The organism is Halobaculum rarum (genome assembly GCF_040025155.1).
GTDB classification, from domain to species: Archaea; Halobacteriota; Halobacteria; order Halobacteriales; family Haloferacaceae; genus Halobaculum; species Halobaculum rarum.
In genome coordinates this window covers 2,887,640-2,911,834 of the sequence record NZ_CP157275.1, presented here as the reverse complement: position 1 = coordinate 2,911,834, position 24,195 = coordinate 2,887,640, and the positions used below count along the sequence as shown (strand labels likewise).

21 protein-coding genes are annotated in these 24,195 nt (G+C 69.9%); 11 read left to right on the top strand and 10 right to left on the bottom strand.

The features are described 5' to 3' along the window. The first annotated feature begins 136 nt into the window (after positions 1–136). The 3 genes from ABJD39_RS14725 to ABJD39_RS14715 all read left to right on the top strand — a co-directional run bounded on the left by ABJD39_RS14725 (position 137) and on the right by ABJD39_RS14715 (position 5,653). Positions 137–3,505: a tetratricopeptide repeat protein gene (locus tag ABJD39_RS14725; protein WP_348610317.1), complete on the top strand. Its 3,369-nt coding sequence runs from the start codon at positions 137–139 to the stop codon at positions 3,503–3,505. Between the two features lie 123 nt (positions 3,506–3,628). Next, positions 3,629–5,020 carry a PQQ-binding-like beta-propeller repeat protein gene (locus ABJD39_RS14720; protein ID WP_348610314.1) on the top strand — a complete coding sequence of 464 codons (1,392 nt, stop codon included), beginning with the start codon at positions 3,629–3,631 and terminating at the stop codon, positions 5,018–5,020. 3 nt (positions 5,021–5,023) lie between these two features. Continuing rightward, positions 5,024–5,653, top strand: a complete 630-nt coding sequence (locus ABJD39_RS14715; RefSeq protein WP_348610312.1) for a hypothetical protein — start codon at positions 5,024–5,026, stop codon at positions 5,651–5,653. A 40-nt stretch (positions 5,654–5,693) separates the two neighbouring features. Here the strand turns inward: ABJD39_RS14715 and ABJD39_RS14710 are convergent, their stop codons facing one another. After that, a complete protein-coding gene (locus tag ABJD39_RS14710) occupies positions 5,694–6,578 on the bottom strand; it encodes a tetrahydrofolate dehydrogenase/cyclohydrolase catalytic domain-containing protein (RefSeq protein WP_348610309.1) in 885 nt (294 codons plus the stop codon). A gap of 102 nt (positions 6,579–6,680) precedes the next feature. Then, the gene (gene glyA, locus ABJD39_RS14705; RefSeq protein ID WP_348610306.1) at positions 6,681–7,928 is read right to left on the bottom strand and encodes a serine hydroxymethyltransferase; all 1,248 of its coding nucleotides are present in this window, start codon (positions 7,926–7,928) and stop codon (positions 6,681–6,683) included. Positions 7,929–8,024: 96 nt separating this feature from the next. Between glyA and ABJD39_RS14700 the strand changes: the two genes are divergently transcribed. The 6 genes from ABJD39_RS14700 (at position 8,025) to ABJD39_RS14675 (ending at position 16,406) form a co-directional block, all read left to right on the top strand. After that, positions 8,025–10,106 (top strand): hypothetical protein, encoded by a 2,082-nt coding sequence (locus ABJD39_RS14700; RefSeq protein WP_348610303.1) that lies wholly within the window; start codon positions 8,025–8,027, stop codon positions 10,104–10,106. A gap of 378 nt (positions 10,107–10,484) precedes the next feature. Next, the gene (tbsP, locus tag ABJD39_RS14695) at positions 10,485–11,303 is read left to right on the top strand and encodes a transcriptional regulator TbsP (RefSeq protein ID WP_348610300.1); all 819 of its coding nucleotides are present in this window, start codon (positions 10,485–10,487) and stop codon (positions 11,301–11,303) included. An 81-nt stretch (positions 11,304–11,384) separates the two neighbouring features. After that, positions 11,385–13,103: a YcaO-like family protein gene (locus tag ABJD39_RS14690; protein ID WP_348610298.1), complete on the top strand. Its 1,719-nt coding sequence runs from the start codon at positions 11,385–11,387 to the stop codon at positions 13,101–13,103. 253 nt (positions 13,104–13,356) lie between these two features. Then, a complete protein-coding gene (locus ABJD39_RS14685; protein WP_348610295.1) occupies positions 13,357–14,826 on the top strand; it encodes a bifunctional metallophosphatase/5'-nucleotidase in 1,470 nt (489 codons plus the stop codon). Positions 14,827–14,922: 96 nt separating this feature from the next. After that, a complete protein-coding gene (locus ABJD39_RS14680; RefSeq protein ID WP_348610292.1) occupies positions 14,923–15,375 on the top strand; it encodes a universal stress protein in 453 nt (150 codons plus the stop codon). 77 nt (positions 15,376–15,452) lie between these two features. Then, positions 15,453–16,406: a biotin--[acetyl-CoA-carboxylase] ligase gene (locus ABJD39_RS14675; protein ID WP_431357888.1), complete on the top strand. Its 954-nt coding sequence runs from the start codon at positions 15,453–15,455 to the stop codon at positions 16,404–16,406. Positions 16,407–16,487: 81 nt separating this feature from the next. Here ABJD39_RS14675 and ABJD39_RS14670 read toward each other — a convergent pair whose 3' ends face one another. From ABJD39_RS14670 to ABJD39_RS14635, 8 genes are all read right to left on the bottom strand, one after another. Continuing rightward, positions 16,488–16,934, bottom strand: a complete 447-nt coding sequence (locus ABJD39_RS14670; RefSeq protein WP_348610286.1) for a universal stress protein — start codon at positions 16,932–16,934, stop codon at positions 16,488–16,490. Positions 16,935–17,168: 234 nt separating this feature from the next. Beyond that, positions 17,169–17,435 (bottom strand): elongation factor 1-beta, encoded by a 267-nt coding sequence (locus ABJD39_RS14665; RefSeq protein ID WP_348610283.1) that lies wholly within the window; start codon positions 17,433–17,435, stop codon positions 17,169–17,171. Between the two features lies 1 nt (position 17,436). Further along, on the bottom strand, positions 17,437–17,622 hold the full coding sequence (locus ABJD39_RS14660) for an HVO_2753 family zinc finger protein (protein WP_073309961.1): 186 nt from the start codon (positions 17,620–17,622) through the stop codon (positions 17,437–17,439). 105 nt (positions 17,623–17,727) lie between these two features. Beyond that, a complete protein-coding gene (locus ABJD39_RS14655) occupies positions 17,728–18,957 on the bottom strand; it encodes a tripartite tricarboxylate transporter permease (protein ID WP_348610279.1) in 1,230 nt (409 codons plus the stop codon). 179 nt (positions 18,958–19,136) lie between these two features. After that, positions 19,137–19,484: a 50S ribosomal protein P1 gene (rpl12p, locus tag ABJD39_RS14650; protein WP_348610276.1), complete on the bottom strand. Its 348-nt coding sequence runs from the start codon at positions 19,482–19,484 to the stop codon at positions 19,137–19,139. A 14-nt stretch (positions 19,485–19,498) separates the two neighbouring features. Continuing rightward, positions 19,499–20,545 carry a 50S ribosomal protein L10 gene (locus tag ABJD39_RS14645; protein ID WP_348610273.1) on the bottom strand — a complete coding sequence of 349 codons (1,047 nt, stop codon included), beginning with the start codon at positions 20,543–20,545 and terminating at the stop codon, positions 19,499–19,501. After that, positions 20,542–21,180 (bottom strand): 50S ribosomal protein L1, encoded by a 639-nt coding sequence (locus ABJD39_RS14640; RefSeq protein WP_348610270.1) that lies wholly within the window; start codon positions 21,178–21,180, stop codon positions 20,542–20,544. The genes ABJD39_RS14645 and ABJD39_RS14640 overlap by 4 nt, the downstream gene beginning before the upstream one ends. 288 nt (positions 21,181–21,468) lie before the next feature. Beyond that, positions 21,469–21,957: a 50S ribosomal protein L11 gene (locus ABJD39_RS14635; protein WP_348610267.1), complete on the bottom strand. Its 489-nt coding sequence runs from the start codon at positions 21,955–21,957 to the stop codon at positions 21,469–21,471. Positions 21,958–22,108: 151 nt separating this feature from the next. Here ABJD39_RS14635 and ABJD39_RS14630 point away from each other — a divergent pair, with 151 nt between their 5' ends. Together ABJD39_RS14630 and ABJD39_RS14625 are read left to right on the top strand one after the other, a co-directional pair. Next, positions 22,109–23,077 carry an aldo/keto reductase gene (locus ABJD39_RS14630; RefSeq protein WP_348613660.1) on the top strand — a complete coding sequence of 323 codons (969 nt, stop codon included), beginning with the start codon at positions 22,109–22,111 and terminating at the stop codon, positions 23,075–23,077. 117 nt (positions 23,078–23,194) lie between these two features. Continuing rightward, on the top strand, positions 23,195–24,172 hold the full coding sequence (locus tag ABJD39_RS14625) for an aldo/keto reductase (RefSeq protein ID WP_431357887.1): 978 nt from the start codon (positions 23,195–23,197) through the stop codon (positions 24,170–24,172). The last annotated feature ends 23 nt before the right edge of the window (positions 24,173–24,195 follow it).

The window sequence follows — 24,195 nt, the reverse complement described above, 5'->3', positions numbered from 1 at the left end:
TCGATACCCCCTCGACCCGGAGAGGCTGGCGAGCGCGCGCGACTGGCTGGTGTAGATCGAGGACGCACTCCGGTTCCGTCTGCACAGCGAGTAGAAGCTTTTTATAAGATCTCCTCCGTTCTTCGTCCAACTCGACATGTCCTCGGATACCACCGTCGACGAGGTGCTGGCGCTGGTCGAGTCCCGCGAGGACTTCCTGCGGACGCTTCGGGACGGACCGCTGTTCAAGCGCGACATCATCGACCGGTTGGACACGTCGCGGTCGACGGTCGACCGCGTGGTCGATGACCTCCGTGGCGCGGACCTGATCGCGTCCGTCGACGGCGGCTACCGAACGACCGAAACCGGCGAGCTCGTCCTCGAGCGCTTCGAGGCGTTCCACGGGGACCTCTCGCGGCTGATCGCCGCGAGCGACGTGATCGAACACCTCCCCGACGACGCGGCGCTCCCGGCGGGAACGGTGGCTCGAGCACGCACACACGCCGTGGACACCCACCATCCCCGAGACATCGTGAGTCTGGTCGAGGACGCGCTGACGGGAGCCGAAGCGGCCGAGGCGCTGCTCCCTCGCCTCTCGGATTCGACGGTTCTGGATGCGTACCTGACCCACGCCCGGCGGGACGGAACCCGCACCAAAATCGCGGTCTCGGAGTCTCTGGACGCAGCGCTGCGCGGCCGGTCACCGGAGACCTACAGAAGCCTGGTAACGGCGGGATCCCGCGTGTTTCGCGGAGCGGTTCCCCCGTACGGTCTGGTCGTCTGTCGCGGCGCGCGGGACGTGGCGCTGGTGATCGTGTACACCGACCTCGGCGGGATCGCCGGGGTACTGGAACTGACCGATCCGGACGCAGTCGACGGACTCGCCGACCGCGTCGACGATCGAGTAGCGGACGCGAAGGACGTGACCGACGCCGTCGGACGTCTCGACGTGCCGACCGCACCGGCCGAGCGGCAGCGGGCCGATCGGCTCCCGGTCGAACTGGAGTCCGAGGGCGTCGCGCTGGTGACCGATGACCTGCTGGCCCGTCGAGAGGCGACATCGCTCCTTCAGGCCTGGCGAACCGGTATCTCGCTTGCCGATGTCGATGCCGGTCATCCGGTGGAGCGGGGAGTCGGCGAGACAGCCGACGTCGAGAACGAACACGACGGGTCCGGCGGTGAGAACGGGATACCCGACCGGACTACTGCCGCCGTCCGGGATCACCTCACGACCGGCGAGGACGTGATACTCACCGGGCCGCCGGGCTCCGGAAAGAGCACGACCTGCAAGCGGGTGGCCGTCGAGTGGCACCGCGAGGGTCGCGGTCCTGTCTGCTATCGGGCCGCCGATGCGCGGCGGTCGTTCGAGTCCGTCGCGGCGGCCAGACGCGCCATCGAGGAGCTCGACGGTCACGTCCTGGTCGTGTTCGAGGACGTGCCCTCGCCCGGAGCTCGCGCGGCTCTGGATCTCCGTGCCGAGTTCACGGCTCGATCGGACGTGAGCTTCCTGTTCGACGCTCGGACGCCTGCCTGGGAGGCCGAGAGGGATTCAACGTCCCTCCCGGGGCCGTCGCTCGTCAGGGAGACGATGCCGTCGCTGTCGGTGGGCGACTGCGACGCACTGCTCCGCCGTGCGGCTCGCCACCACGACTCCGAACTCCCGCTGACTCCCGAGGAACTCCACGAGTCCGTGGCGGGTGGAACGGACGGCGACGCGGTCGGCGCGTTCTTCGTCGCGGTCCATCGAGTCGCCCGTCTGGCCGACCCCCTGGCGGTCGCGACCGATGACGCGGCGACGTCGCTGTCGGCGGCCGCACGGGGAGTGTTCGATCGCCTCCGCTCCCGGGGACGGTTGGCCGTCGACGTGGGCGTCTGGGTCGCCCTGTTGAACCTGGCGAACGTCCCGCTCCGGCCGGAGTACGTCCACCCGCTGGGCGACGAGGCGTTCGTCGAGGACGCGCTCGACGTCCTCGAGGGGTCGGCCGTCTTCGTCGCCGGGAGCGACCCGCTGGCGACCCCGCCGGAGACGGCGCACGACGCGTGGTCGACGGCCTTCCTCGCGCACGCCCTGGCGACGCTCGGCGAACGGGGCGCCCAGGAGACGCTCGGTCGGTCGCTGACTGCGGTGTTGGACGCTGCCGACGGCGACATCGGCGGGGCGGACTTCGGCCGACCCGGCGACGGGAAAGACCCGACCGACGACTGGCGCGAGCGCCTGATGGTGAACCTGTTCGAGGTCATCCGCGCCAGACCGCGCCTGGCGGGATTCGTCGGCGAGACGTTCCACGGCCACCTCCCGTCCGCCGTCGCCGCACTCGATCGACACCGGTGGCACGGACGCCTGGCGCTCGGCGCCGGCGACCCGGCCGAAGCCACCGCGGCGTTCGAGCACCTGTTATCGACGGCCACGGACCACGAGAACCCCCACGCCGAGGCCGCCGCCCGTCGGGGTCTCGGTGCGGCCGCACTCCAGCGTTCGGCCTACGAGACGGCCGTCGAGTACCTGACTGCCGGCCTGGCGCTCGCCGTTCGCCTCGACGACGGACCGACGGTCGTTCGCTGTCTGCTCGACCTCGGGACCGTCGCACAGAAGCGCGGCCGGGCCGACCTGGCGGCGGCCAGATACGAGGCCGCCCACGAGCGCGCCACGGCCCTGGGGGAGGATCTCCTCGTGGCCAGGTGTCGGAAGAACCTCGGCACGGTGGCGGCCAACCGTCCCGACTACGAGGCGGCCCTCGGTCACGCGCGAGCGGCGATGGAGACCTTCGAGGCCGCCGACGAACCCCTCAGCGTCGCCAACTGCCTGGCGAACGCGGCCAACGCCCTGACCAACCTCGGGGAGTACGACCGGGCGGCCGGGTACTACGAGCGCGCCGTGGACCTCCAGGCGGAACTCGGAGACGACCACGGGAGGGCCGGCACCCTGACGAGCCTGGGGGACCTCGAGCGGCGGCGCGGGAACGACGAGCGCGCGCTGTCGTACCTCGAACGGGCGGAGTCGCTGTATCGCCGCATCGGCGACGACCACCGCCTGGCGATCTGCCTGAACAACCTCGGCATCGTCCGAAAGGACCTGGCTCGTCTGGAGGCGGCGGTTGCGACACATCGTGAGGCCGTGGAGATCCGCGAGGAGATCGGCAACCCGCACGAGGTCGGGATGAGCGAACACAACCTGGCGGTCTGTGCGCTGGAACGCGGCGACGTCGAGACGGCCGAGGAACTGGCCAGGGATTCGATGCGGCATCTGGACGAGGCCGGAAACCAACGCTCCGTGGGGGTGACCCGGTCCCTGCTGGCCGACGTGTTGGTGGAGCGCGGGGAACGTGACGCGGCGAGCGACCAACTGGAACGGGGGATCGCGGAGCTCCGGGACTGCGGGGCCGACCCCCAGGCAAGGAGCCTGTCGGAGGAACTGGCGACGCTCCACCTGAACCGCGGCGACGTGAACGCGGCTCACGCGAGCGCCCGGGCCGCCCGCGAGCCGGGCGTCGACGACGGCGCCGGCGCGTCGGCGGCCGACGACTGACAACCGACGGCCGTCGGCGAGCGGATCGACGGCCCGACAGATCCACTGCCGGGACGGGTTCCCCAGACCGTGGGGAACTCCGTCAGCCCGTGAACCGAAACCCCCTGCGGGGTAGGTACGTGTGTGCAACGGAGAGACTACATCAAGGCACTCGCGGTCCCGGGCACCGTCGCCGTGGCAGGCTGTTCGGGGACCAGCGAGGGGGAGGAAGGAACCGCGACGCTCCCGGAGACCGTCAAGGAGGCGATGACGGAGGCCGAGAGGGAGGGCGAGGAGACCGAAAGAGAGACCGCGACGACCACGGAGGAGGGTCCAGCCGTGCTCCCGCTGGACTGGCGGACCTACGCGAGGGACGGGGCCAACACCAGGCACGTTCCCGACCAGTCCGTCGCCACGGGAGAGTACGATATCCGCTGGACGCACAGCCAGGAGGGAGACACTATCGCCTTCGACGACTCGAGGGTCATCGCCGGCGGGGAGACCCTGTTCGTGCAGTCCAACCGCGACCACATCGGGAGTCGCCTGCTCGCGGTCGAGCCGACGGGGGAACTCCGTTGGGAGCGAACGGACGCGGGGGTCGGCGGTATCGTCTACGCGGACGGACTCCTGGCCGGAATCACCTGGGACGGGGACGTGCTCGTCATGGACCCCGAGACCGGCGAGCGTGAGGCGCTCGTCACGGACGTCGACGCCGAGCCCGACACGTCACTGAATCAGGTGGCCGAGTCCGGCCTGTTCGTCAGTGTGACCGGGGACCTCGGCGGGAGCACGATGACGGTGGTCGATCTGACGGCCGGCGAGATCGTCCGCCAGGAGGAGGTCGAAGCCATGGCGGGAGTGTACGAGGTCCTGATCGCCGACGGCCGTATCGTCTTCGTGGGGGCCGCCCCGGTCGAGTCCTCCAGGGACGACAACCCGATCATGGTTCAGGTTCGGGACCTGGAGACGGGCGATATCACCGGGGAGTTCGAGGAGACCTGGCTCCGGGACGACGAGATGGGCTACCCTGACTGGTCGACGACCGACGGGGAGACCGTCTACACGATGGCCAACCGGAGCGGGCTGCAGTACGACGACTCCCGGTACGGGATGATCGCGTACAGCCGTGACGGGAGCCTGCAGTGGAAGGCACCCGAGTTGGTCGTCAACGAGACGATTTACCCGCCGTTGCTGGACGACGACCACGTGTACCTGGTCTCCGAGAGCACGGTGAACGCTCTGGACAGGGCGACCGGGGAGGTGCAGTGGACCTACGAGAACGCGGACCGGTTCTCGCCCGGGTCGCTGGTGACCGACGACCGCCTGGTCGTTCCGGACCTGAACACGAACGGGGGAGCCAGGGTACACAGCATCGACACCGCCTCCGGCGACGCCGAGCGGGTGCAGTTCTTCACCGAGGACGAGTCGGCGGCCGACCACTTTTCGTCCGATGTTCGGCTTCGCCCCGCCACCGAGGGCTTCTACGTCCGGGGCGCGGGACTCCATTACGTCGCGCCGGTCGACGGCGAGGAGTGAGTCATGCGGCGACGTTCGCTGGTGGGGGCGCTGGTGCTGCTCGGTCTCGGCGGGGGCGGGTACGTTGGAAAGGATCAGATCCTCGATCGCCGGACCGCCCCGACCGTTCGATCGACTCCGGCTCCGACGCCGACCGAAACAGGGACGCCGTCGTCCACGCCCCAACCGACCGCCACACCGATGCCGGCCGTGGACTACGCCGAGACGATCACCTACGGCGGGAAGCGACTCACGGTGGCCGACCCCCGGACGAGTCGGGAACTCGAGTTCGACGAGGGGTCCAGAACCGCAGCCGAGGGGTCGGTGTTCCTGACCCTGCACCTGACGACGAGGAACGTCGGCGACCAGTCGTTGAACATCCCCTGGCCGTTCGTCGTCCGGCACGGGGACGGCGAGTTCTCGGTACGGGGGCAGTTCAAGCGCGACTCGCCGGAACAACTCCTGTCGCCCGAACGGCGACTGTACGGGCCGTCGACGGTATACTGGCCCGACGCGACACACGAGGGCTGGGTCTACGCCGAGATCCCGGCGGACGCGAGCGAGGTGACGTTCGTCTGGTCGTACGACTCCGCGGTTCGGGACGACCCCGACGACGAACTCACCTACCGAGTTCCGGTCCCCGGCCCCGAGTGAGACGCCGTGGCGAACTGCGGTCCGCAGCCGACCGGCCCGCTCAGGGAAGCTCGATCTCGACGCCGTGCTGTTCGCTCGCGGCCTTCACCGTGTTGTACAACAGCATCGCGCGCGTCATCGGGCCGACGCCCCCGGGGACGGGGGTGATCGCGCCCGCCTTCTCGCGCACCTCGTCGTAGGCCACGTCGCCAACGAGCGTCGACTCGCCGTCGCGCTCGATTCGGTTGATCCCCACGTCGATGACGGTCGCGCCCTCGCTCACCATGTCGGCGGTGATGAACTCCGGGATGCCGGCGGCGGCGACGACGATGTCCGCCCGGCGGGTATGGCTGGCGAGGTCGTCGGTCCGGGAGTGGCACACCGTGGTCGTGGCGTTGCCACCTTCCCCTCGGCCGAACAGGAGGTTCGCCATCGGCTTGCCCACGATGTCGGAGCGGCCGACGACGACCGCCTCCTTCCCCTCGGGGTCCACGTCGGCCGACGCGAGCAGGCGCTGGATGCCGTGGGGCGTACAGGGCTTGAATCGCGGGTTGCCGGCGACGAGGCGCCCGACGTTCTCGGGGTGGAAGCCGTCCACGTCCTTCGCGGGGTCGACCGAGCGAAGGACGCGTCGGGTGTCGACCTGATCGACGACGGGCATCTGCACGAGGATGCCGTGGACCTCGTCGTCCGCGTTCAGTTCCTCGATGGTGTCGTACAGCTCCTCGGCGGGCGCGTCGTTGTCCACGTCCACGTGGATGCCGCGCATCCCGACCTCCTCGCAGTCGTTCTGCTTCATCGAGACGTACGTCTCGCTGGCGGGGTCGTCGCTCATCAGCACGGTCGCGAGCGCGGGGTCGACGCCCTCGGCTCGCAGCGTCTCCACGCAGTCGGCGACGCCGGATCGGATCTCGGCGGCGACGGCGTTGCCGTCGATATCGGTCATGGTCGATGGGGCGGCGGCGACGGGTAAGAATCCTCGGGTTCGTGCACAACAAGCGAGGAATTTAGAGAAGGATATACACGGACGTGGTGTTCGGCTGCCTTGCTACTCGTACAGCGGGTGCGCGTCGGTCAGCTCGTCGACGCGCTCGCGGACCTCGGCGATCACGTCCTCGTCGGCGACGTTGTCGACGACGCGGTGGATGAGGTCGCCGACCTCGCGGCAGTCGGCCTCGTCGAAGCCGCGGGTGGTGAGCGCGGGCGTCCCGGCGCGGATACCCGAGGGGTCGAACGGCGAGCGCGTCTCGCCGGGGACCGTGTTCGCGTTGAGGACGATGCCGGCGTCGGCGAGCGCCTCCTCGGCGTCGCCGCCGGAGGTGTCGGGGTGTGACTCGCGGAGATCGACGAGCACGAGGTGGGTGTCCGTGCCGCCGGAGACGATCTCGAAGCCGTTGTCGGCGAACGAGTCGGCGAGCGCCTCGGCGTTGTCGACGACCTGCTGCGCGTACTCCTCGAACTCGGGCTCCAGCGCCTCGCCGAAGCCGACAGCCTTGCCCGCGATGTTGTGCATCAGGGGGCCGCCCTGTCCGCCGGGGAACACCGCCGCGTCGACGTCGTCCGCGTGCTCCTCGTCGCACATGACGATGCCGCCGCGGCCCGCGCGGATCGTCTTGTGCGTGGAGCCGGTGACGAAGTCGGCGACGCCGACGGGCGAGTCGTGAACGCCCGCGGCGACGAGCCCGGTGATGTGCGCGATGTCCGCGAGGTGGTAGGCGTCGACCGCGTCCGCGACCGCCTGGATTCGCTCCCACTCGACCTCCCGCGGGTACGCCGAGTAGCCCGAGACGACGATGTCCGGGTCGAACTCCTCCGCCTGCGCTTCCAGCGCCTCGTAGTCGATGTAGCCCGTCTCGGTGTCGACGCCGTACTGCTCGACCTCGAACAGCTGGCCGGTGAAGTTCGCGGGGTGCCCGTGGCTGAGGTGACCCCCGTGTTCGAGTTCGAGCGAGAGGATCTTATCGCCCGGGTCCAGCGTCGCGAGGTAAACGGCCATGTTGGCCTGCGTGCCCGAGTGGGGCTGGACGTTGACGTGCTCGGCGCCCCACAGCTCCGTCGCGCGCTCGATGGCGAGTTCCTCGACGTCGTCGGCGAACTCACAGCCGGCGTAGTAGCGCTTGCCGGGATAGCCCTCCGCGTACTTGTTCGTGAGGGCGCTCCCTTGCGCCTCGAGGACGGCCTCGGAGACGTGGTTCTCGGAGGCGATCATCGCCAGCGTGTCCTGCTGTCGGCTGACTTCGCCCTCGAGGGCGTCGGCGACGGCCGGATCGGTCTCGCGTACCTCGGGATACTCCATACCGGAGGTCCGGCGAGCGGTGACAAAAACCATGCGTACTCGCGCGCGGCTGGCGATACGGATAAATACGGCCACTCCGCACGTTCGTGCAGTTCGATGCAGGTCGAACGGACCGAGGACGGGCTCCGCGCGGTCGACGCCGCGAAGAACGCGATCGACGTTCGGACGAGCGGATGGAGCGACCGCACCGACGCGTCGGCCCCGTCGCTCGACGCCACTATCGACGCGCTCGGCCTCGGGAACACCTGGAGGCCGGACGCGACGGTGTCGGGGTCGGTCGAGTCCCTCGGGTTCCCGCCGGTGTACGCACCGGTCCGCGACGTCGACACCGGAGACGTGTTCGACCTCGGCAGCGGCACCGGTCCGCTATCGATCCCCGAGGGGTCGTACGCATTCAACGTCGAGAGCCGGGTCGACGTGTACGTCCGCTTCGACGGCGCGGCGACGATCGAGAAGCCGCGGTACGAGCAGCTACACGTTCGGTTCCCGGCGGCGACCCCCGTCGAGATCGGGTTCGGCGGCGACGTCAACGACGAGCCGGAGACGGTGACGGTGCCGCGGACGCCCGCCGGCGTCGCGACGGCGCTGTCGACGTTCCCGGCCGGGCACCGCACCGCGACCGCCGACCGCTCGTTCGACAGTATGCGTGGACTGCCCCCAGAGATCGCGTTCGGGGAGTCCGTCTCGATCCCTGACTCACTGCGCGAGACACGCGACGACGCGGACGTGCGCGTCGTCGTTCCCCCGGACCTCGACCACCTGTTCGTCGTCTCGCCGTTTGCCCACTACGTCGGCGCCGAGGTCGCCGTCGATCCTGACGGCCGTCCCCTGATCGAGACGCCCGGACGGACCCATCGGCTCCCTCGGCTTCCCGAGTTCCAGGACGCCGTCGCCTCGCTGCTCGAGCGGACGTTCTATCTCGACTGCGTTGTCAGGGAGGTCGGCCCGTACGGCTCCGACCTGTCCGTCGCGGAGGTGACCTCGGATCTCGGTCTCGACCCGGGGTCGCTGTACGCCGCGTCGCCGGGCGAGCGGCTCGAGGCGTACCTCGCGACGCCGTTCGAGTCGGTCCGCGATCGCTTCCCCGAGTGGCACCTGTCGATGTCGATCGACCCCCGGTACGACCACGTACCGACGCTGTCGCACCTCCTCGCGAACGTCCCGCACGTCCGGGTCGCCGAGTCGACCCCGCTGCCGGAGTCGGAGTGGCTCGACACGTCGCTGTCCGCCTTCTACCGGCGCGACGCGGGCGAGGCGGCGTCCGTCGAGCCGGTCCGACCCGCACTCGGACCGGGACGGACCCACGGCTGGCTCGCCGAGGGCGCGCCGATAGACGTGTTCAAAACCGTCCCGGAGGCGTACGAGAACCGCGCCCGCTACCTCGACGCCGCGGGCGAGCCGATCTCGATCGTCGCGATCTTGAACGACGGAGACATGCGCGAGGAACACGACGGCGTCGCTGCGCACTACCGCGAGCGCGTCGGGGCGCTCGACCTCGAACTCACGCTGGACGAGCACCTGACCGTCGACGAACTCGCGTCAGTGTTCGAGTCACGGAACGATCTCGTTCACTATATCGGCCACTGCGAGCGGGACGGGCTCAGGTGTGCCGACGGCTACCTCTCGGCGTCGAGCCTCTCGCGGTCGAACGCCCAGACGTTCTTTCTGAACGCCTGCGGCTCCTTCCATGAGGGGGTCGAACTGATCCGGAAGGGGAGCGTCGCTGGCGCGGTCACGTTCAGCGAGGTGCTCGACAGTCAGGCGGCGACGGTCGGCACGATGTTCGCTCGACTGCTCGTCACGGGCTACTGCATGGAGCGGGCGCTCGATAAGTCGCGGCGCCAGATCATGACCGGCAAGGAGTACGCCGTCGTCGGCGACGGAACACACGTTCTGACGCAGTCAGAGAACGTCGTCGGCACGGACGTACGTGTGACCCGCCGAGGGCCCGACTGCTTCGACGTGAGAGTGGCGATGGGCGCGCCGTGGATGGCGGGCGGGTTCTTCCGACCGTACCTCCAGGAGAGCGACGAGACACACCTCCTCGGTGCACGCAAGGAATTCACAGTCGATCGTTCGACGCTGATCGAGTTCCTCTCGTACGCGGACGCACCCGTCCTGTTCGACGGCGAACTCCGCTGGTCGGACGCGCTCGCCGAGGACCTCCGAGAGTCGTAGCCGCCGTCGGACGCGTCACTCAGGGCCCCGACGACACGTCGCCGACCCCGGGCGGGTCGGTTCCGATCTCCGCGGTCGCTGCCACGTCGCCGGTGCGGAGCAACGCCACGACGACTGTCAGAACCGTCGCCACCCGCAGCGCGAGCCTCGGTGCCGACAGCTACGGATCGGTAGTGTCGATCCGACCGTTCGCACGCGGAGCGAACGAAGTATGTAGACACGACTAGCATGTGTGTTCTTAACACACACGGGTGGGTTCCTCACCTGCGGAGGTACTTTCATCCGATCATCCGGGACTCGTATTCTCCCCGCAGAGCGCTTGATTCCCCCAAATTCCCGTTAGTATTAAATATTCAACTGGCGATGGTCTACGTAGTTATGGCTACGAACGTATTCGAGCAGTCGATGGACGACACGCTCGAGACGCTCTTCGATCGGTCCGGGGGGGAGCTGGTGATCGTCGACCCGAACGCGGCGGTGATCGAGTCGCTCGTCGACGCCGGAGCTGCCTACGGCGACGACCTCCCGACGCTGAACGTGCTCGCGGACAGCCGCATGCTCAAGGACGTGATGGACGACTTCCTCGTCGCCGGCGACGCCGCCGACCTGGTCGACGCCGGGTCGATGACGCTGCGTGAACTCGACGGCGACGCGGACAACACGCTCGTCGCCGGCGAGGACGAGCTGTACGCCATCGTCTCCGCGGGCGAGCACGTCGCCGCGCTCGCGGCCGACGACGAATCGTTCGCCGCCGCCGCCTACGAGACGTATCACGACCAGTGGGCGGACGCAACGGCGTTCAACCTCCGCACGCCGGCGCTCTCTCGCGTCCGCGAGACGCTGGACGAGGACATCGGGGAGCCGGTCCGCGCCGATTTCGACGCGGTACTCGAGTCCCTCGAGACGGCCCGTGGCGACGGCGACGGCCTCGACGAGGTGACCATCTCGCTGCTCGTCGCCGCGAAAAACGACGTGCTGCTGTACGACATCAGCAAGTGGGGCGAGGACGTCGGCATCGCCTCGAAGGCGACGTTCTCGCGCACGAAGACCCGCCTCGAGGACCTGGGGCTCATCGACACCGAGAAGGTGCCCATCGACGTCGGCCGTCCCCGCCTGCGTCTGAAGCTCGGCGACGACCGACTGCGCGACGCGTCGAGCGACGAGCTGGCGAGCGTCGCCCACCGGATGCTGAACTGAGCGCGGGTCCCGTTTTCGGGCTTCGACACCGGACCGCGGCGACCGGCCACCTTTTTGTGCGACTCACTCCACGGGCGGGGCATGGACATCGCCATCGTCGGCCCCGACCCCGCCGTCGAGCCGATCCGGGGCGCCTTCGCCGACATCGAGGCGAACGTGATGGAGGTCGAAGCCGGCCTCCTGGACGGGTTCGACTTCGCCGTCGTCGTCGGCACCACCGGCGACGACGCGTTCCGCACCGCGACCCGACTCGTCGACGACTGGGTCGCCGTCGAGATCGGCGGCATCGGCGGCCACGCGATCGAGGGGCTCGACGCCGCGGTCACCGTCTTCTCCGCGGACAGCGGCTGTTATGACTGCCTGCGCGACCGTGTTCGCGCGAACGTCCCGACGACGGACGCGACGCCGCAGGGCACCCGCAGCGCCGTCCGCTTTGCAGGGGCGCTCGCGGGGCGACGCGCCATCCAACAGCTCTCGGGAGGCGGCGTGGCCGGCACCGTCACCGAGGTCGACGGGGCCGAGCGGAGCTTCCTCCCGTCCCCGGGGTGCGACTGCGGCGCCGTGCCGACGGGGTTCGAGCTTCGCGCACCCGCGGAGCCGGTCGACCTCGACGACGCCGTCGACCGGATGGACCGCGCGGTCGACGACCGGCTCGGGATCGTCACCGAGGTGGGCGAGCGCGAGTCGGTGCCGGCGCCGTACTACATCGCGCGGACGACCGACACCGCCGCCTTCGCGGACACGCGCTGCGCCGAGTTCGCCGCCGGCGTCGCCGCCGACTGGGACGCCGCCTACGCGAAGGCGATCGGCGAGGCGCTCGAACGCTACTGCGCGGGCACGTACCGCGCGTCGTCGTTCCGGTCGGCGCCGACGGCTGGCGTCGTCGACGCGGTCCCGGTCGACCGGTTCGTCCGCCCCGCAGACGCCGAAACGCCCGACCCCGACGACCACATTCCGTGGACCTCCGGGATCGATCTGGCGACCCGCGAATCGGCGTCGCTGCCGGCGGAGTTCGTCGTGTTTCCGCCGCCCGAGAAGCGGTTCGCGCCGGCGATCACGACCGGGCTCGGGCTGGGGAACTCGACGGCGGAGGCGGTGCTGTCGGGGCTGTACGAGACCGTCGAGCGCGACGCGTCGATGCTGGCGTGGTACTCGACGTTCGATCCGATGGGCCTCGACGTCGACGACGACAGGTTCGAGACGCTGCGCAAGCGGGCGCGCGCCGAGGACCTCTCCGTGACCACGCTGCTGCTCACCCAGGACGTGGACGTTCCCGTCGTCGGAGTGGCGGTCCACCGCGACGCCGAGACCGGCGAGTGGCCGCGGTTCGCGATGGGCTCGGCGGCGGACCTCGACGCCGCGGCCGCCGCCCGGGGCGCGCTCGCGGAGGCGCTGCAGAACTGGATGGAGCTGCGCGCGATGGGGCCCGAGCAGGCGAGCCGCGAGGAGGGCGCGATCGGCTCGTACGCCGACTTCCCCGAGCGCGTCCGGGAGTTCGTCTCCCCCGACGTGACGCTCCCCGCGGCGGACGTGACCGACGGCGACGCGGCGACACTCGACGGCGTCGCCGAGGTCGAGGCCGTCGTCGACCGCCTCAACGACGCCGACCTCGACGCGTACGCCGCGCGCCTCACCACGCGCGACGTGGCCGCGATCGGCTTCGAGGGCGTGCGCGTGCTCGTCCCCGAGGCGCAGCCGCTGTTCACCGGCGAGCCGTTCTTCGGCGACCGGCTGGAGGCCGTCTCGGCGTCGCTGGGGTTCGATCCGGAGCCGGAACGGGCGTATCACCCGTTCCCATAAGCACGGGGCGACAGGAAAACGGAATGGCGCGTGCCGGCGGGCCTCCGTTCACGCGAGCGCAGCGAGTGTGAACTCACGGGACCGGAGGTCCCGGGTAGTGCCCGCCGAGCGCGCGCGAGCGAACCGGGGGCTTTCCCGGCCGCCGCTTCTCGTCCGTGCGCCGGACTCGATCGTCTACACGAGCGAGCATATCGACCGATCGATCGAACCCGGAGCGTTCTTGGCCGCCACCCCACACGGATCACTCACTCGAATGCCCCGGTTCGTCCACTACTCCGACATCGAGAACGTCTACGACGACCCCGAGCGCGCGGGGCGCCTCGCCGGCCTGATCACCCAGCTCGACGGCCCCGACGCCGCGGTCGTCGGATCCGGCGACGACACCTCGCCGGGCGTCGCCGCGACGGTCTCGAAGGGGCGACAGGCGATCGACTTCTTTCGCGCCGTCGACACCGACGTGGAGACGTTCGGCAACCACGACTTCGACTTCGGGACCGACGCGACCCGCGCGATCGTCGCCGACTCCCCCCAGACGTGGGTGTCCGCCAACGTCCGCGACAAAGCCGGCGAACCGTTCGGCGAGGCCGAGGGCGTCGTTCCGTGGACGATCGAACGCGTCGACGGCGCGCGCGTCGGCTTCCTCGGAGTCACCGATCCGAGCACGGACTCGCTGAACCCCTCCGCGGCGGACATGACGTTCACCGACCCGTACGACGCCGCCCGCGAGGCGGTCGCGGCGATAGAGGCTGAAGCCGAAGCCGAACCCAAAGGCGTTGGCGGGGGCGAGGGTGAGCGCGAGGGCGTCGACTACGTCGTCGCGGTCTCGCACCTCGGCGGCGGCGACGACGAACTCGCGCGCGTCGACGGGATCGATCTGGTCCTCGGCGGGCACATCCACAGCGAGCGCGCCGAGGAGGTCGACGGCGTGCTGTGCACCCGCCCGGGGGTCAACGGCGAGACGGTACTGGAGGTGACGCTCGGCGACGACGGCGCGAGCGTGACCCGCCACAGCCCCGAGGGCGCACCCGTCGACGAGCACCTCGCGGACGCACTACGCGAGCGAATCGCCGCCGCGGGCCTCGACGAGCCGGTCGGCACCGTCGAAGAGCCGATCGTCCGCAGCGACGAGACGGTCCACGGCGGCGAGTGCCGCCTCGGCAACCTCGTCGCCGACGCCTACCGCGCGGCCGCCGACGCCGACGTGGGGCTCCAGAACGCCGGCGGCCTCCGCCTTGGCGACGACCTCGCGGGCGAGGTAACGCTCGCGGATCTCCTGTCGGTGCTGCCGTTCGAGGAGCCGATCGTCGTCGTCGAGCTCACGGGCACGGAGCTGCGCGCGGTGCTGTCGGAGATGTCGGCCTCGGTGGTCGACTTCGGCGAGGACGGCTGGTGGCACGGTCACCTCAGCGGCGCGCGGGTCGTCTGGGAGGACGACCGCGAGGAGCTGATCGACGCACGCGTCGGCGGCGAGCCGATCGACCCCGAGCGGCTGTACCGCGTCGCGACGCCCGAGTACCTCCTGCACTCGGACCACGAGTTCCCGACGATCGAGCAGCGCCACCGCGCCGGCGAGCACGGGATCCAACACGAGATGCTGGCCGAGTACGTCCGCGAACACGGGATCGCCCCCGAGATCGAGGGGCGGATCGAGCGGGTGTCGGGCGACGCCGCGGACGCCGAAGCTGTCGCGGACACCGCCGACGCCGCAGTCGACGACGAGTGACGGGAGACCGCCGTTGACAGCGGTGGGTCCGGAGCGACCTGTGTCAGCGATGGGCCAAAAGCAAGTGTTTACACGCACCGGCGCGTCCGGCCCACAATGACGTTGGTCGTCGTGCCGGTTCGGTACCCGCTCTCGAAACACTCCAAGGCGACGCTTGCGGAGGCGATCCGGATCGCCGAGGAGCGCGACGCCGAGTTGACGATCCTCCACGTCGACTTGTATCAGGACGGTCGGGAGGTGACCCGGACGCAGCTCAAGCGCGCGGTCGAGCACGAGTTCAGCCGACTGCCGAGCGTCCGGTACGTCGTCCGCCGGGGGTTCCTCGTCGAGGAGACGATCCTCGACGAGATCGCGGCCGAGGAGGCCGACGTGGTCGTCATCGGCGCCAAGCAGGCGAGTCGCTGGCGGCGGACCCTCCAGAAGCTGTTCTCCGATCCCGACATCGAGACGTTCCTGAAGGGGAAACTCGACGCGACGGTGATCACCGTCCGCGCGAACGGGGAGTCGACGGAGTTCGCGTCCGCCGACGGCGGACGCGACGACTCGTGACGGGCGACGCCGACCGCAGCGCCGAAGGCGGAGACGGTGGCGCTCGCGAGGTCGGTGTTCCCGCGACGCGCCGGGCGCTGCTCGACGCGCTCGCCGAGGGACCGGTGGCCGGGCCGACGCTGGCCGACCGCCTCGGCGTGTCGCGCGCGGCGGTGTGGAACCACGTCGAGGCGCTGCGGGAGGCCGGAGTCGCCGTCGAGAGCACCGACGACGGCTACGTCGTGACTGACGTGTCGGGGTACTCCGGCGAGGCGATCGCCTACGGCCTCGACGCTCCGTTCGACGTGGACTACCACGACAGCGTCGGCTCGACGAACGACCGGGCGCGCGAACTCGCCGCGGCCGGCGCGTCCCGCGTCGCTGTCGTCGCCGACAAACAGACCGCCTCGCGCGGACGCCTCGACCGCGAATGGGTCTCGCCGCCGGGCGGCGTCTGGCTGTCGGTCGTGTGCCGCCCCGAGGTCCCGCCCGCTCACGCTCCGGCGTACACGCTCGCGATGGCCGTCGCGGTGACGCGCGCCTGCCGCGAGACGGGCGTCGACGCGCGGATCAAGTGGCCCAACGACGTGCTCGTCGCCGACGACGGGGAAACCGGGACGGAGCCGACCGAGCGCGGCGGCCGGAAGCTGTGTGGCATCCTCACCGAAATGGAGGGGGAGGCCGACCGGGTTTCGTGGCTCGCGATCGGCCCCGGGGTCAACGCGAATATCGATCCCGACGACCTGCCCGCGTCCGCCGACGCGACCAGTCTGCTCGCCGAGCGCGGCGAGCCGGTCGACCGGCGCGTGCTCGTCCAGCGAGTGCTCGAGGAGTTCGACGCGCTCGCCGGCGACCTCCGCGGGGCCGTCGACGCGTGGGAGGAGTACGCCGACACCGTGGGCCAGCGCGTCAGAGTGGAGACGCCCGGCGGCGCCGTCGAGGGCGAGGCCGTCGGGATCGAGTTCCCCGGAGTGCTCGTGGTTGACACCGGCGACGAGACGGTCAGGGTGACGGCCGGCGACTGCGAGCACCTGCGCCCGGCCGACCGCTGACCGACTGCTGGTCGGGCGCTGACGACCGCCGGCTCGCCGTCGAACGGCGGTTCCGGACCCCCGTTTCGACCGGTTCGACGGCTACGTCGCGTCCGTGACCCGCACCGTGAGCACCGGAACGGACGACGATCGGACGACCGATTCGGCGACGCTCCCGAGCAGGAGCCGGTCGATACCGCCGCGGCCGTGCGTCCCCATTACGATCAGATCACAGTCGTTCTCCTCGGCGTAGCGGACGATCTCCCGGCTCGGCGAGCCGTCGATCACCGCCGTCTCGACCGGCACGTCGTAGTCGTCGCCGAGCCCCTCCACCAGCGAGACGGCGTCTTCCGCGTCGCCACGGAGCATCTCGTCGATCCCCTCCCAACTCGACTCCATCGGCATCCCGGCGTACGACGCCGAGTTGACGACGTACAGCGCGTGGACGGTCGCCCCGTGCTGGACCGCGAGATCGACGGCGTGACGTACCGCGCGCTCGACGCCGTCGGAGCCGTCGGTCGGAACGAGGATCCGGTCGTACATCCCCATGTGAACGTCTGTCGGACCCTGACGCCGGGGCATCATTAATCTTCCCACGATCAAGCCGCCGTCTCGCGGATTCGAGTTTCGGTTCGTAACGAATCAGCGAAACGCGCCGGGACGGTACGTCGACGGGACACGACGGGACACGCCGAGACGGCGAGCCGGTGGCTCACGGGAACCGGGGAAGCCGTGAAAAGGGGTGCCCGGATCGGACGTCGATCCGGCGATGGGTGCGGCCGGTTACAGGCGGCCGACTTCCTCGACCTTCACGCTCTCGACGCCCTCGACGCCGGAGAACGCCTCCTCGACGGCCTCGGTGCCGCCGGCGTCGTCGGGGACGACGACCATCGGCAGGAGGGCGACGAGACCGAACGCGACGTCGTCGCGCTCGACGTTACGGATCTCCGCGCCCTGCGGGAGCGACTCCTCCAGCTTCTGCTGGAGCTCGTCGAGGTCGATATCGGGGCTTTTCGGCATGACCTTCATCTTTGCGGCGACCTTCCCCATGTTAGGGCCCCCGGAACCCGCAGTCGGGACACTCGAAGAGGTTGCTCTGCTTGCGGCACTTCGCACAGCGGCTGATCTGCGTGCCACAGTCGGGGCACTTGAACGTCGCCGCGGCCGTCCCCGCGACGTTGATGCCACAGGAGACGCAGCGTCGCTCGGAACGCTGCTCGGACTCTGACTGGCTCATACGGCTAGACACCGGCGCGCGGGTTTTAACGGTTGTCTTTCGGGCGGCGCGAACGGCCCGTCCCGCTCAGCGTTCGTGCGGATCGCTGTCGTGTGACGGGACCGATCATGCGATCACGAGGGGACCGAGCAGCACGCCCATCAGGTGCACCCGCCGGCAGCCGAGCCGGACGGGAACGAACCCGACAACGGCCGCCACGAGAAACACGGCCAGCCCAAGCGCGCCGGCGAACGCGACCGACAGCAGCGCCAGTCCCGCCAACACCGTCGCGACCAGCGGGGCGTGCGGGAGCCGGCCGACGACGCGGAGCGCGGCGTCGCCGAGCAGCACCACCGCGACGGCCCCGACCGCACCCGCGATCACCACCGCCGAAAGCAGCGGCGGGAGCGCGGCCGGGACCCCGGCGTCGTCCACGGCGACGAGCACGCCCGAGCGCGTCGCGTCGAACGACCAGTACGCGAACAGCGCGAACACCGCCGTCGCCGTGTTCGCGCCGCTGGTCGCGACGACGTACTCGCGAGCCGGGTCGCGGCCGGCGGTTGCGGGGAGCGCCAGCACGGCCGCCACGCCTGCTGAGACCCCGGGAAGGTAGCCGACTGCGGCGCCGCCGCCCGCGCCGGCCGCGGCCGCACCCGTCAGGTCCCGGCCGGACAGTCCCAGCCGGGCGTCTCCCTGCGGCGGGACGCCGGCGCCGCCGAGCGCGTCGACGAGCACCGGGACACCGAACAAGCCCGCGAACAGCGGGGCGAGCATCCCGCCGGCCGACACCAGCGGGTCCGTCGGCGCGTCGAGGGCGACGAGTCCCAGCGCCGTCGCGAGCGCGAACGAGACCGCGCCGGCGACCCGGCGCCGGTGGGTCGACTCGGTGAGCACGAGCGACAGCGCCACCCCGCCGAGCACGACCGGCAGCCACTCGCGCAAGTGCGGGTACGCGACGCGCATCCCCGCGGTGACGACGACCGCGGCGGGGAGCGCGATCGCGAGTGCCAGTCCCGATCCGACCGCCGAGAGGCGCATCGCCTCGCGGCCGCGTCCCTCCGCGACGAGCGTGTGTCCCGGGAGCGCCGCGGCCGCCATCGCGGCGTCGGGGACCCCGAGCGCCAGCGACGGCACCACGTCGAGAAACGTGTGGACGACGCCGGCGGCCACCATCGCACAGCCGAGCGGAAGCGGCGGCGCGTCGAGCCCCGGCGCCGCGGCCGCGAGCAGGAACGCGAAGTTGTTCGCGTGCAGCCCGGGGACCAATCCGCTGCAACAGCCGAGCGCGCACCCGGCGAGCGTGTACGCGAGCAGGACCGTTCCGGCGGGCGGGACGGCGGCGGGAAGCGAGAACACCGAGGAGGAGTGCGCCCGTCATCGCGTTTCAACGCTCGGATCGCGGTAGGCGTCCGGATCCCGGTGGACGAACCTGCCTGTCGGTCAGAGTCACGTCGCCAGCGCGGTCGCTCGCGGTCGGCGTCGAAAGAAGTGTGATCTTGGTCGAGTCGGTCGAGACGAGGTGAGCGTCGTCGGCGTCAGCCGAAGAGCTCGCCCAGGCCCTCGCCCGAGTCGCCGTCGTCGTCGTCATCGTCGTCGGCGGCTGCCTCGTCGGCGGCCTCCTCCTCGGCCTCGTCGTCGCCGTCGTCGGCCTCCGCCTCGTCGGCGGAGCCGGCGGCGGCGCCACCCGCGGCGCCCGCGGCGGGCGCAGCGGCGGCCGTCTCGATGGCCTCCTCGATGTCGACGTCCTCCAGCGCGGCCACGAGGGCCTTCACGCGGGATTCCTCGACGTCGACGCCGGCGGCTTCGAGCACCGCCGTGACGTTGTCCTCGTTGATCTCCTCGCCCGTCTCGTTCAGGATGAGTGCAGCGTAAACGTATTCCATGGTCCTAGTGTGTCTTATCCGAACATCGCGCCGAGGCCTTCCGCTCCGTCGCCGTCATCGTCATCGTCGTCGGCGTCGTCGGGCTCGGCTTCCGTGTCCTCGTCGTCGCTCGATTCGTCCGTCTCCTCCTCGGCCTCGGCGGCCGGCTCGGGCGCGGGCGCCTCGACGCCGCGGAGCTCCTCGGGGAGCGCCTCGTCGTCGTCGATGGCGGCCGCAAGCGAGCGCAGCTGCGCGTCCGCACGGGAGACGAGGTCCGGCATGAGCTCCTCGTCCTCGATGGCGGCGAACAGGCCGACGGACTTCGCCTCGCCGGCGGCCTTGCCGAGCAGGGTGCCCGCGGTGCGGGCGGTCGGGTAGGCGGCGTTGACCGAGAGGTTGCGCGCCGCCGCCGCGGCGGACTGGACGTCCGCGCGGTACTCGTCCACGTCGATGGCGAGCTCGTCCGGCTCGAACAGGACGCCGTCCGCAAAGACGGCGCGCAGGTCCAGCCCGACCTCCTTCGGCTCGATGCCGAGCTCGCCGAGCACGTTGGCGAGTTCGTCCGAAACCGCCTCGCCGGCGTCCAGCACGTGGGAGTCGGACATGACCTTGATCGACCCGCCGTCGATCCGGGCGTCCGCGCCGACCTGCTGGAGCTCGCCGACGAACGGTCCGGGGTCGACCCCCGTGTCACCCTCGGGGATGACGACGTCGTTCGGGGCGATCTCGCCCGCGCCGATGGGCGCGGAGGTCTTCGACTCCTCGAGCCGCTTGAACAGCCCGAACGGGTTGTCGTTCGTCCCGATGAGGCCGACGTGGCCCGAGACGAACTGGCCCAGGTCCTCGACGCCCTCGTCCACCTCGTCGAGCGCCCGCTCGATGAGGGTGTTCCGGGACATCCGCAGCTCGGCCTGCCCGTGCAGGTCGCGGCGCATGTCCTGGAGCTGCCGGCTCGGGATGCCCGTGAGGTCGACGACGCCGACGGCGTCGTACGAGCCGACGAACTCGGTCAGCTCGGCGACCTCCTCGCGCTTCCACTCCGGGATGGTCTCGGTCTTGCGCTCCTGTGCGGAACTGCTCATACGGGCACCTCCACGGACGGACCCATCGTCGTCTTGACGTAGATCGCGTCGATGTTGAGCGGCCCCTTCTCGAGGTCCGCTTCCAGCCGGCGGATGATCACGTCGATGTTATCGCTGATCTCATCGGCCGTCATGTCCTGTGCGCCGACGCGCGTGTGGAACGTGCGGCGGTCGCGGGACCGGATCTGGACGGTGTTTTTCATGCGGTTGACGGTTTCGACGACGTCGTCGTCGGGCTGGAGCGGCGTCGGCATCTTGCCGCGCGGCCCCAGAATGCGCCCGAGGTTGGACGCGACGTCCTGCATCATGTCGGCCTCGGCGATGAAGAAGTCGGTCTCATCGGCGAGGTCCTTGGCGTCGTTCTCCTCGGAGGCGAGCTCCGAGAGATCGTCGCCCGACAGGACGTCGTCTGCGACGTCTTCCGCGCGGAGGGCGGTCTCGCCCTCCGCAATGACGACGATCCGTGTCTCCTGGCCGGTGCCGGCCGGAAGCACGACTTCGTCGTCAACTCGATTCGACGGGTCGTTGAGGTCCAAGTCCCGGAGATTGATCGCCAAATCCACGGTCTCGCGGAAGTTGCGAGCGGGGGCGGTCTCCAGTGCTTGGGATACTGCGTCCTCGATTGAATCTGCCATTTTTCACCTCCGTAGTACGCAGGAATGCTCCTACGGGTCAGTGAAACAGGCGTACGCCTGTCTCACCGTCGAATCTGCCCACGCGACACTTAAGGCCGTCGAAGGGCAGTCCCCCGCGGTTCGCTGTCACACGGCGGTGCACGTCGCCGGCGATGCGCTGTGGACGCGACGCGGCGTGGGAGCGACTCACGGAGGAAGGGGTTCGCCGGGGAGCGCCGCGGCTACGCGGTCGAGGCGTCGCGACCGACGAGCACCGTCGGTCGGCGAGCGAGAAGTGGAACCCGTCCGTTACGCCGCCGCTTCGTCGGCGAGAACGTCGTCGTACTCGCCGGCGTCGACGCGGTCGTCGAACGTGCGGGCGTCCTCGCCGTCGATGGTGACGCCGAGCGACGCGCAGGTGCCGCCGACCTCCTTGGCCGCGGCCTTCACGTCGTACGCGAGCAGGTCGGACAGCTTCTGCTCGGCGACCTTCCGCACCTGTTCGACGGACATGTCCGCGACGAAGTCCTTCTGGGGCTCGCCCGAGCCCGTCTCGAAGCCGACCTCGTCTTTGATCAGTTCCGCCGTCGGGGGGACGCCGACCTCGATGCTGAAGGAGCCGTCGTCGTCGTACTCGACGGTGACGGGGACTTCCATGCCGTCGAACGCGGCGGTCAGGTCGTTGATCTCAGAAACGACCGCCTGCACGTCGACCGGCGTCGGACCGAGCTCGGGACCGAGCGGCGGGCCGGGATTGGCCTGGCCGCCGGGAACGAGCACTTCGATGGTTCCAGCCATACGTTCGGGTTCCCCGTCGCGTCGTTTAAGGATTGTCTTTGCGACCGCTTCCGGCGGCTGTGTGGGTGTGAACCGCACACAACCGGCGGCGAGACCACTGGCGCTTATGCCCGACGGCGACGCCGAGAGAGCCATGCCCGAGTCGGACTCCATGGCGTACACGAAGCTGGGTGACACGGGACTGGACGTGTCCCGGCTGTGTCTCGGCTGCATGAACTTCGGGAGCGAACGGTCGTGGATGATGAACGACCGCGACGCGAGCGTCGATCTCGTCCACGAGGCGTTGGACCTCGGGATCAACTTCCTCGACACCGCGAACGTCTACTCCACCGGGGAGTCCGAGGACATCGTCGGCGACGCGGTCGCCTCCGCGAACCGCGACGAACTCGTCCTCGCCACCAAGGTGTTCGGTGAGATGCGCGACGGCCCCAACGGCTCGGGACTGTCCCGGAAGCACATCCTCGATCAGGTCGAGGCGAGTCTCGACCGGCTGGGTACCGACTACATCGATCTGTACCAGATCCACCGCTGGGACGACGACACCCCCATCGAGGAGACGCTCGCGGCGCTGGATCACCTCGTCGAGACCGGACGCGTGCGCTACATCGGCGCCTCGACGATGACCGCCTACCAGTTCACCAAAGCCCTCTACACCAGCGACATCGAGGACTACAGCCGATTCGCCTGTATGCAGCCCGAATACTCCGCCGTCGCGCGCTACGAGGAGCCGAACCTCCTCGAGGTGTGCGAGGAGGAAGGGATCGGCGTCATCCCGTGGTCGCCGCTCGCCGGCGGCTTCCTCACCGGCAAGTACGAACGCGACGCCGAGCCGACGGACGGCACCCGCGGCGCCGCCTCCGAGTCGGTCCGCGGCTACTTCACCGAGGAGAACTGGGCCGTGCTCGACGCCGTCCGGAGCGTCGCCGCGGAGATCGACGCCACGCCGGCGCAGGTGGCGCTCGCGTGGCTGCTCCAGCGGGACGTCGTCACCGCGCCGATCATCGGGCCGCGGTCGAGCGAGCACCTCCGCGAGAACGTCGCGGCGCTCTCGGTCGAGCTGACTCCGGATCAGGTGGGGCAGATCGCCGAACCGAAGACCCCGCGGTACCCCAGCCCGTAGCCCGGACGAACGTGCCGGCGTCCACCGTCCGACCCGCGAAGACACCCCTCGCCGGGACGGTTATCTATCCACGTCGTGTCAGTTTCTCGCATGAGCGACGCACGCGAGTTCGACGGGATGGCGTACACGAAGCTGGGCGACACGGGACTGGACGTGTCCCGGCTGTGTCTCGGCTGCATGAACTTCGGGTCCGGGGAGCCGTGGATGATGGACGACCACGACGCGAGCGTCGATCTCGTTCACGAGGCATTCGATCTCGGGATCAACTTCCTCGACACCGCGAACGTCTACTCCACCGGCGAGAGCGAGGACATCGTCGGCGACGCGGTCGCCTCCGCGAACCGCGACGAGCTCGTCCTCGCCACGAAGGTGTACTGGGACATGTTCGACGGGCCGAACGGGTCGGGGCTGTCACGCAAACACATCCTCGATCAGGTCGAGGCCAGTCTCGACCGACTCGGCACCGACTACATCGATCTGTACCAGATCCACCGCTGGGACGACGACACCCCGATCGAGGAAACGCTCGCGGCGCTGGATCACCTCGTCGAGACCGGACGAGTCAGGTACATCGGTGCCTCGACGATGACCGCCTACCAGTTCACGAAGGCGCTGTACACGAGCGACGTCGAGGACTACAGCCGATTCGCCTGCATGCAACCCGAATACAACGCCGTGGACCGTCACGAGGAGGCGAACCTGCTGGAGGTCTGTGCCGGCGAGGACGTGGGCGTCATCCCGTGGTCGCCGCTCGCCGGCGGCTTCCTCACCGGCAAATACGAACGGGACGAGGAGCCGGACTCGGGGTTGCGCGCGGGCACGGACGAGTACACGAAGAACCGATTCACCGATGAGAACTGGGCCGTGCTGGAGGAGATCCGCTCGCTCGCTGAAGCGAAGAACGCGACGCCGGCACAGGTGGCGCTCGCGTGGCTGCTCCACCAAGACGTGGTCGATGCGCCGATCATCGGGCCGCGGTCGAGCGAGCACCTCCGCGAGAACGTCGCTGCGGTGTCGGTCGAGCTGACCGACGAGGAGGCCGCACGCATCGAGGCGCCGAAGACCCCGCGATGGCCCGCGCCCGGGAAGAACTGAGCCCGCGAAACCCTGTGCGGGCG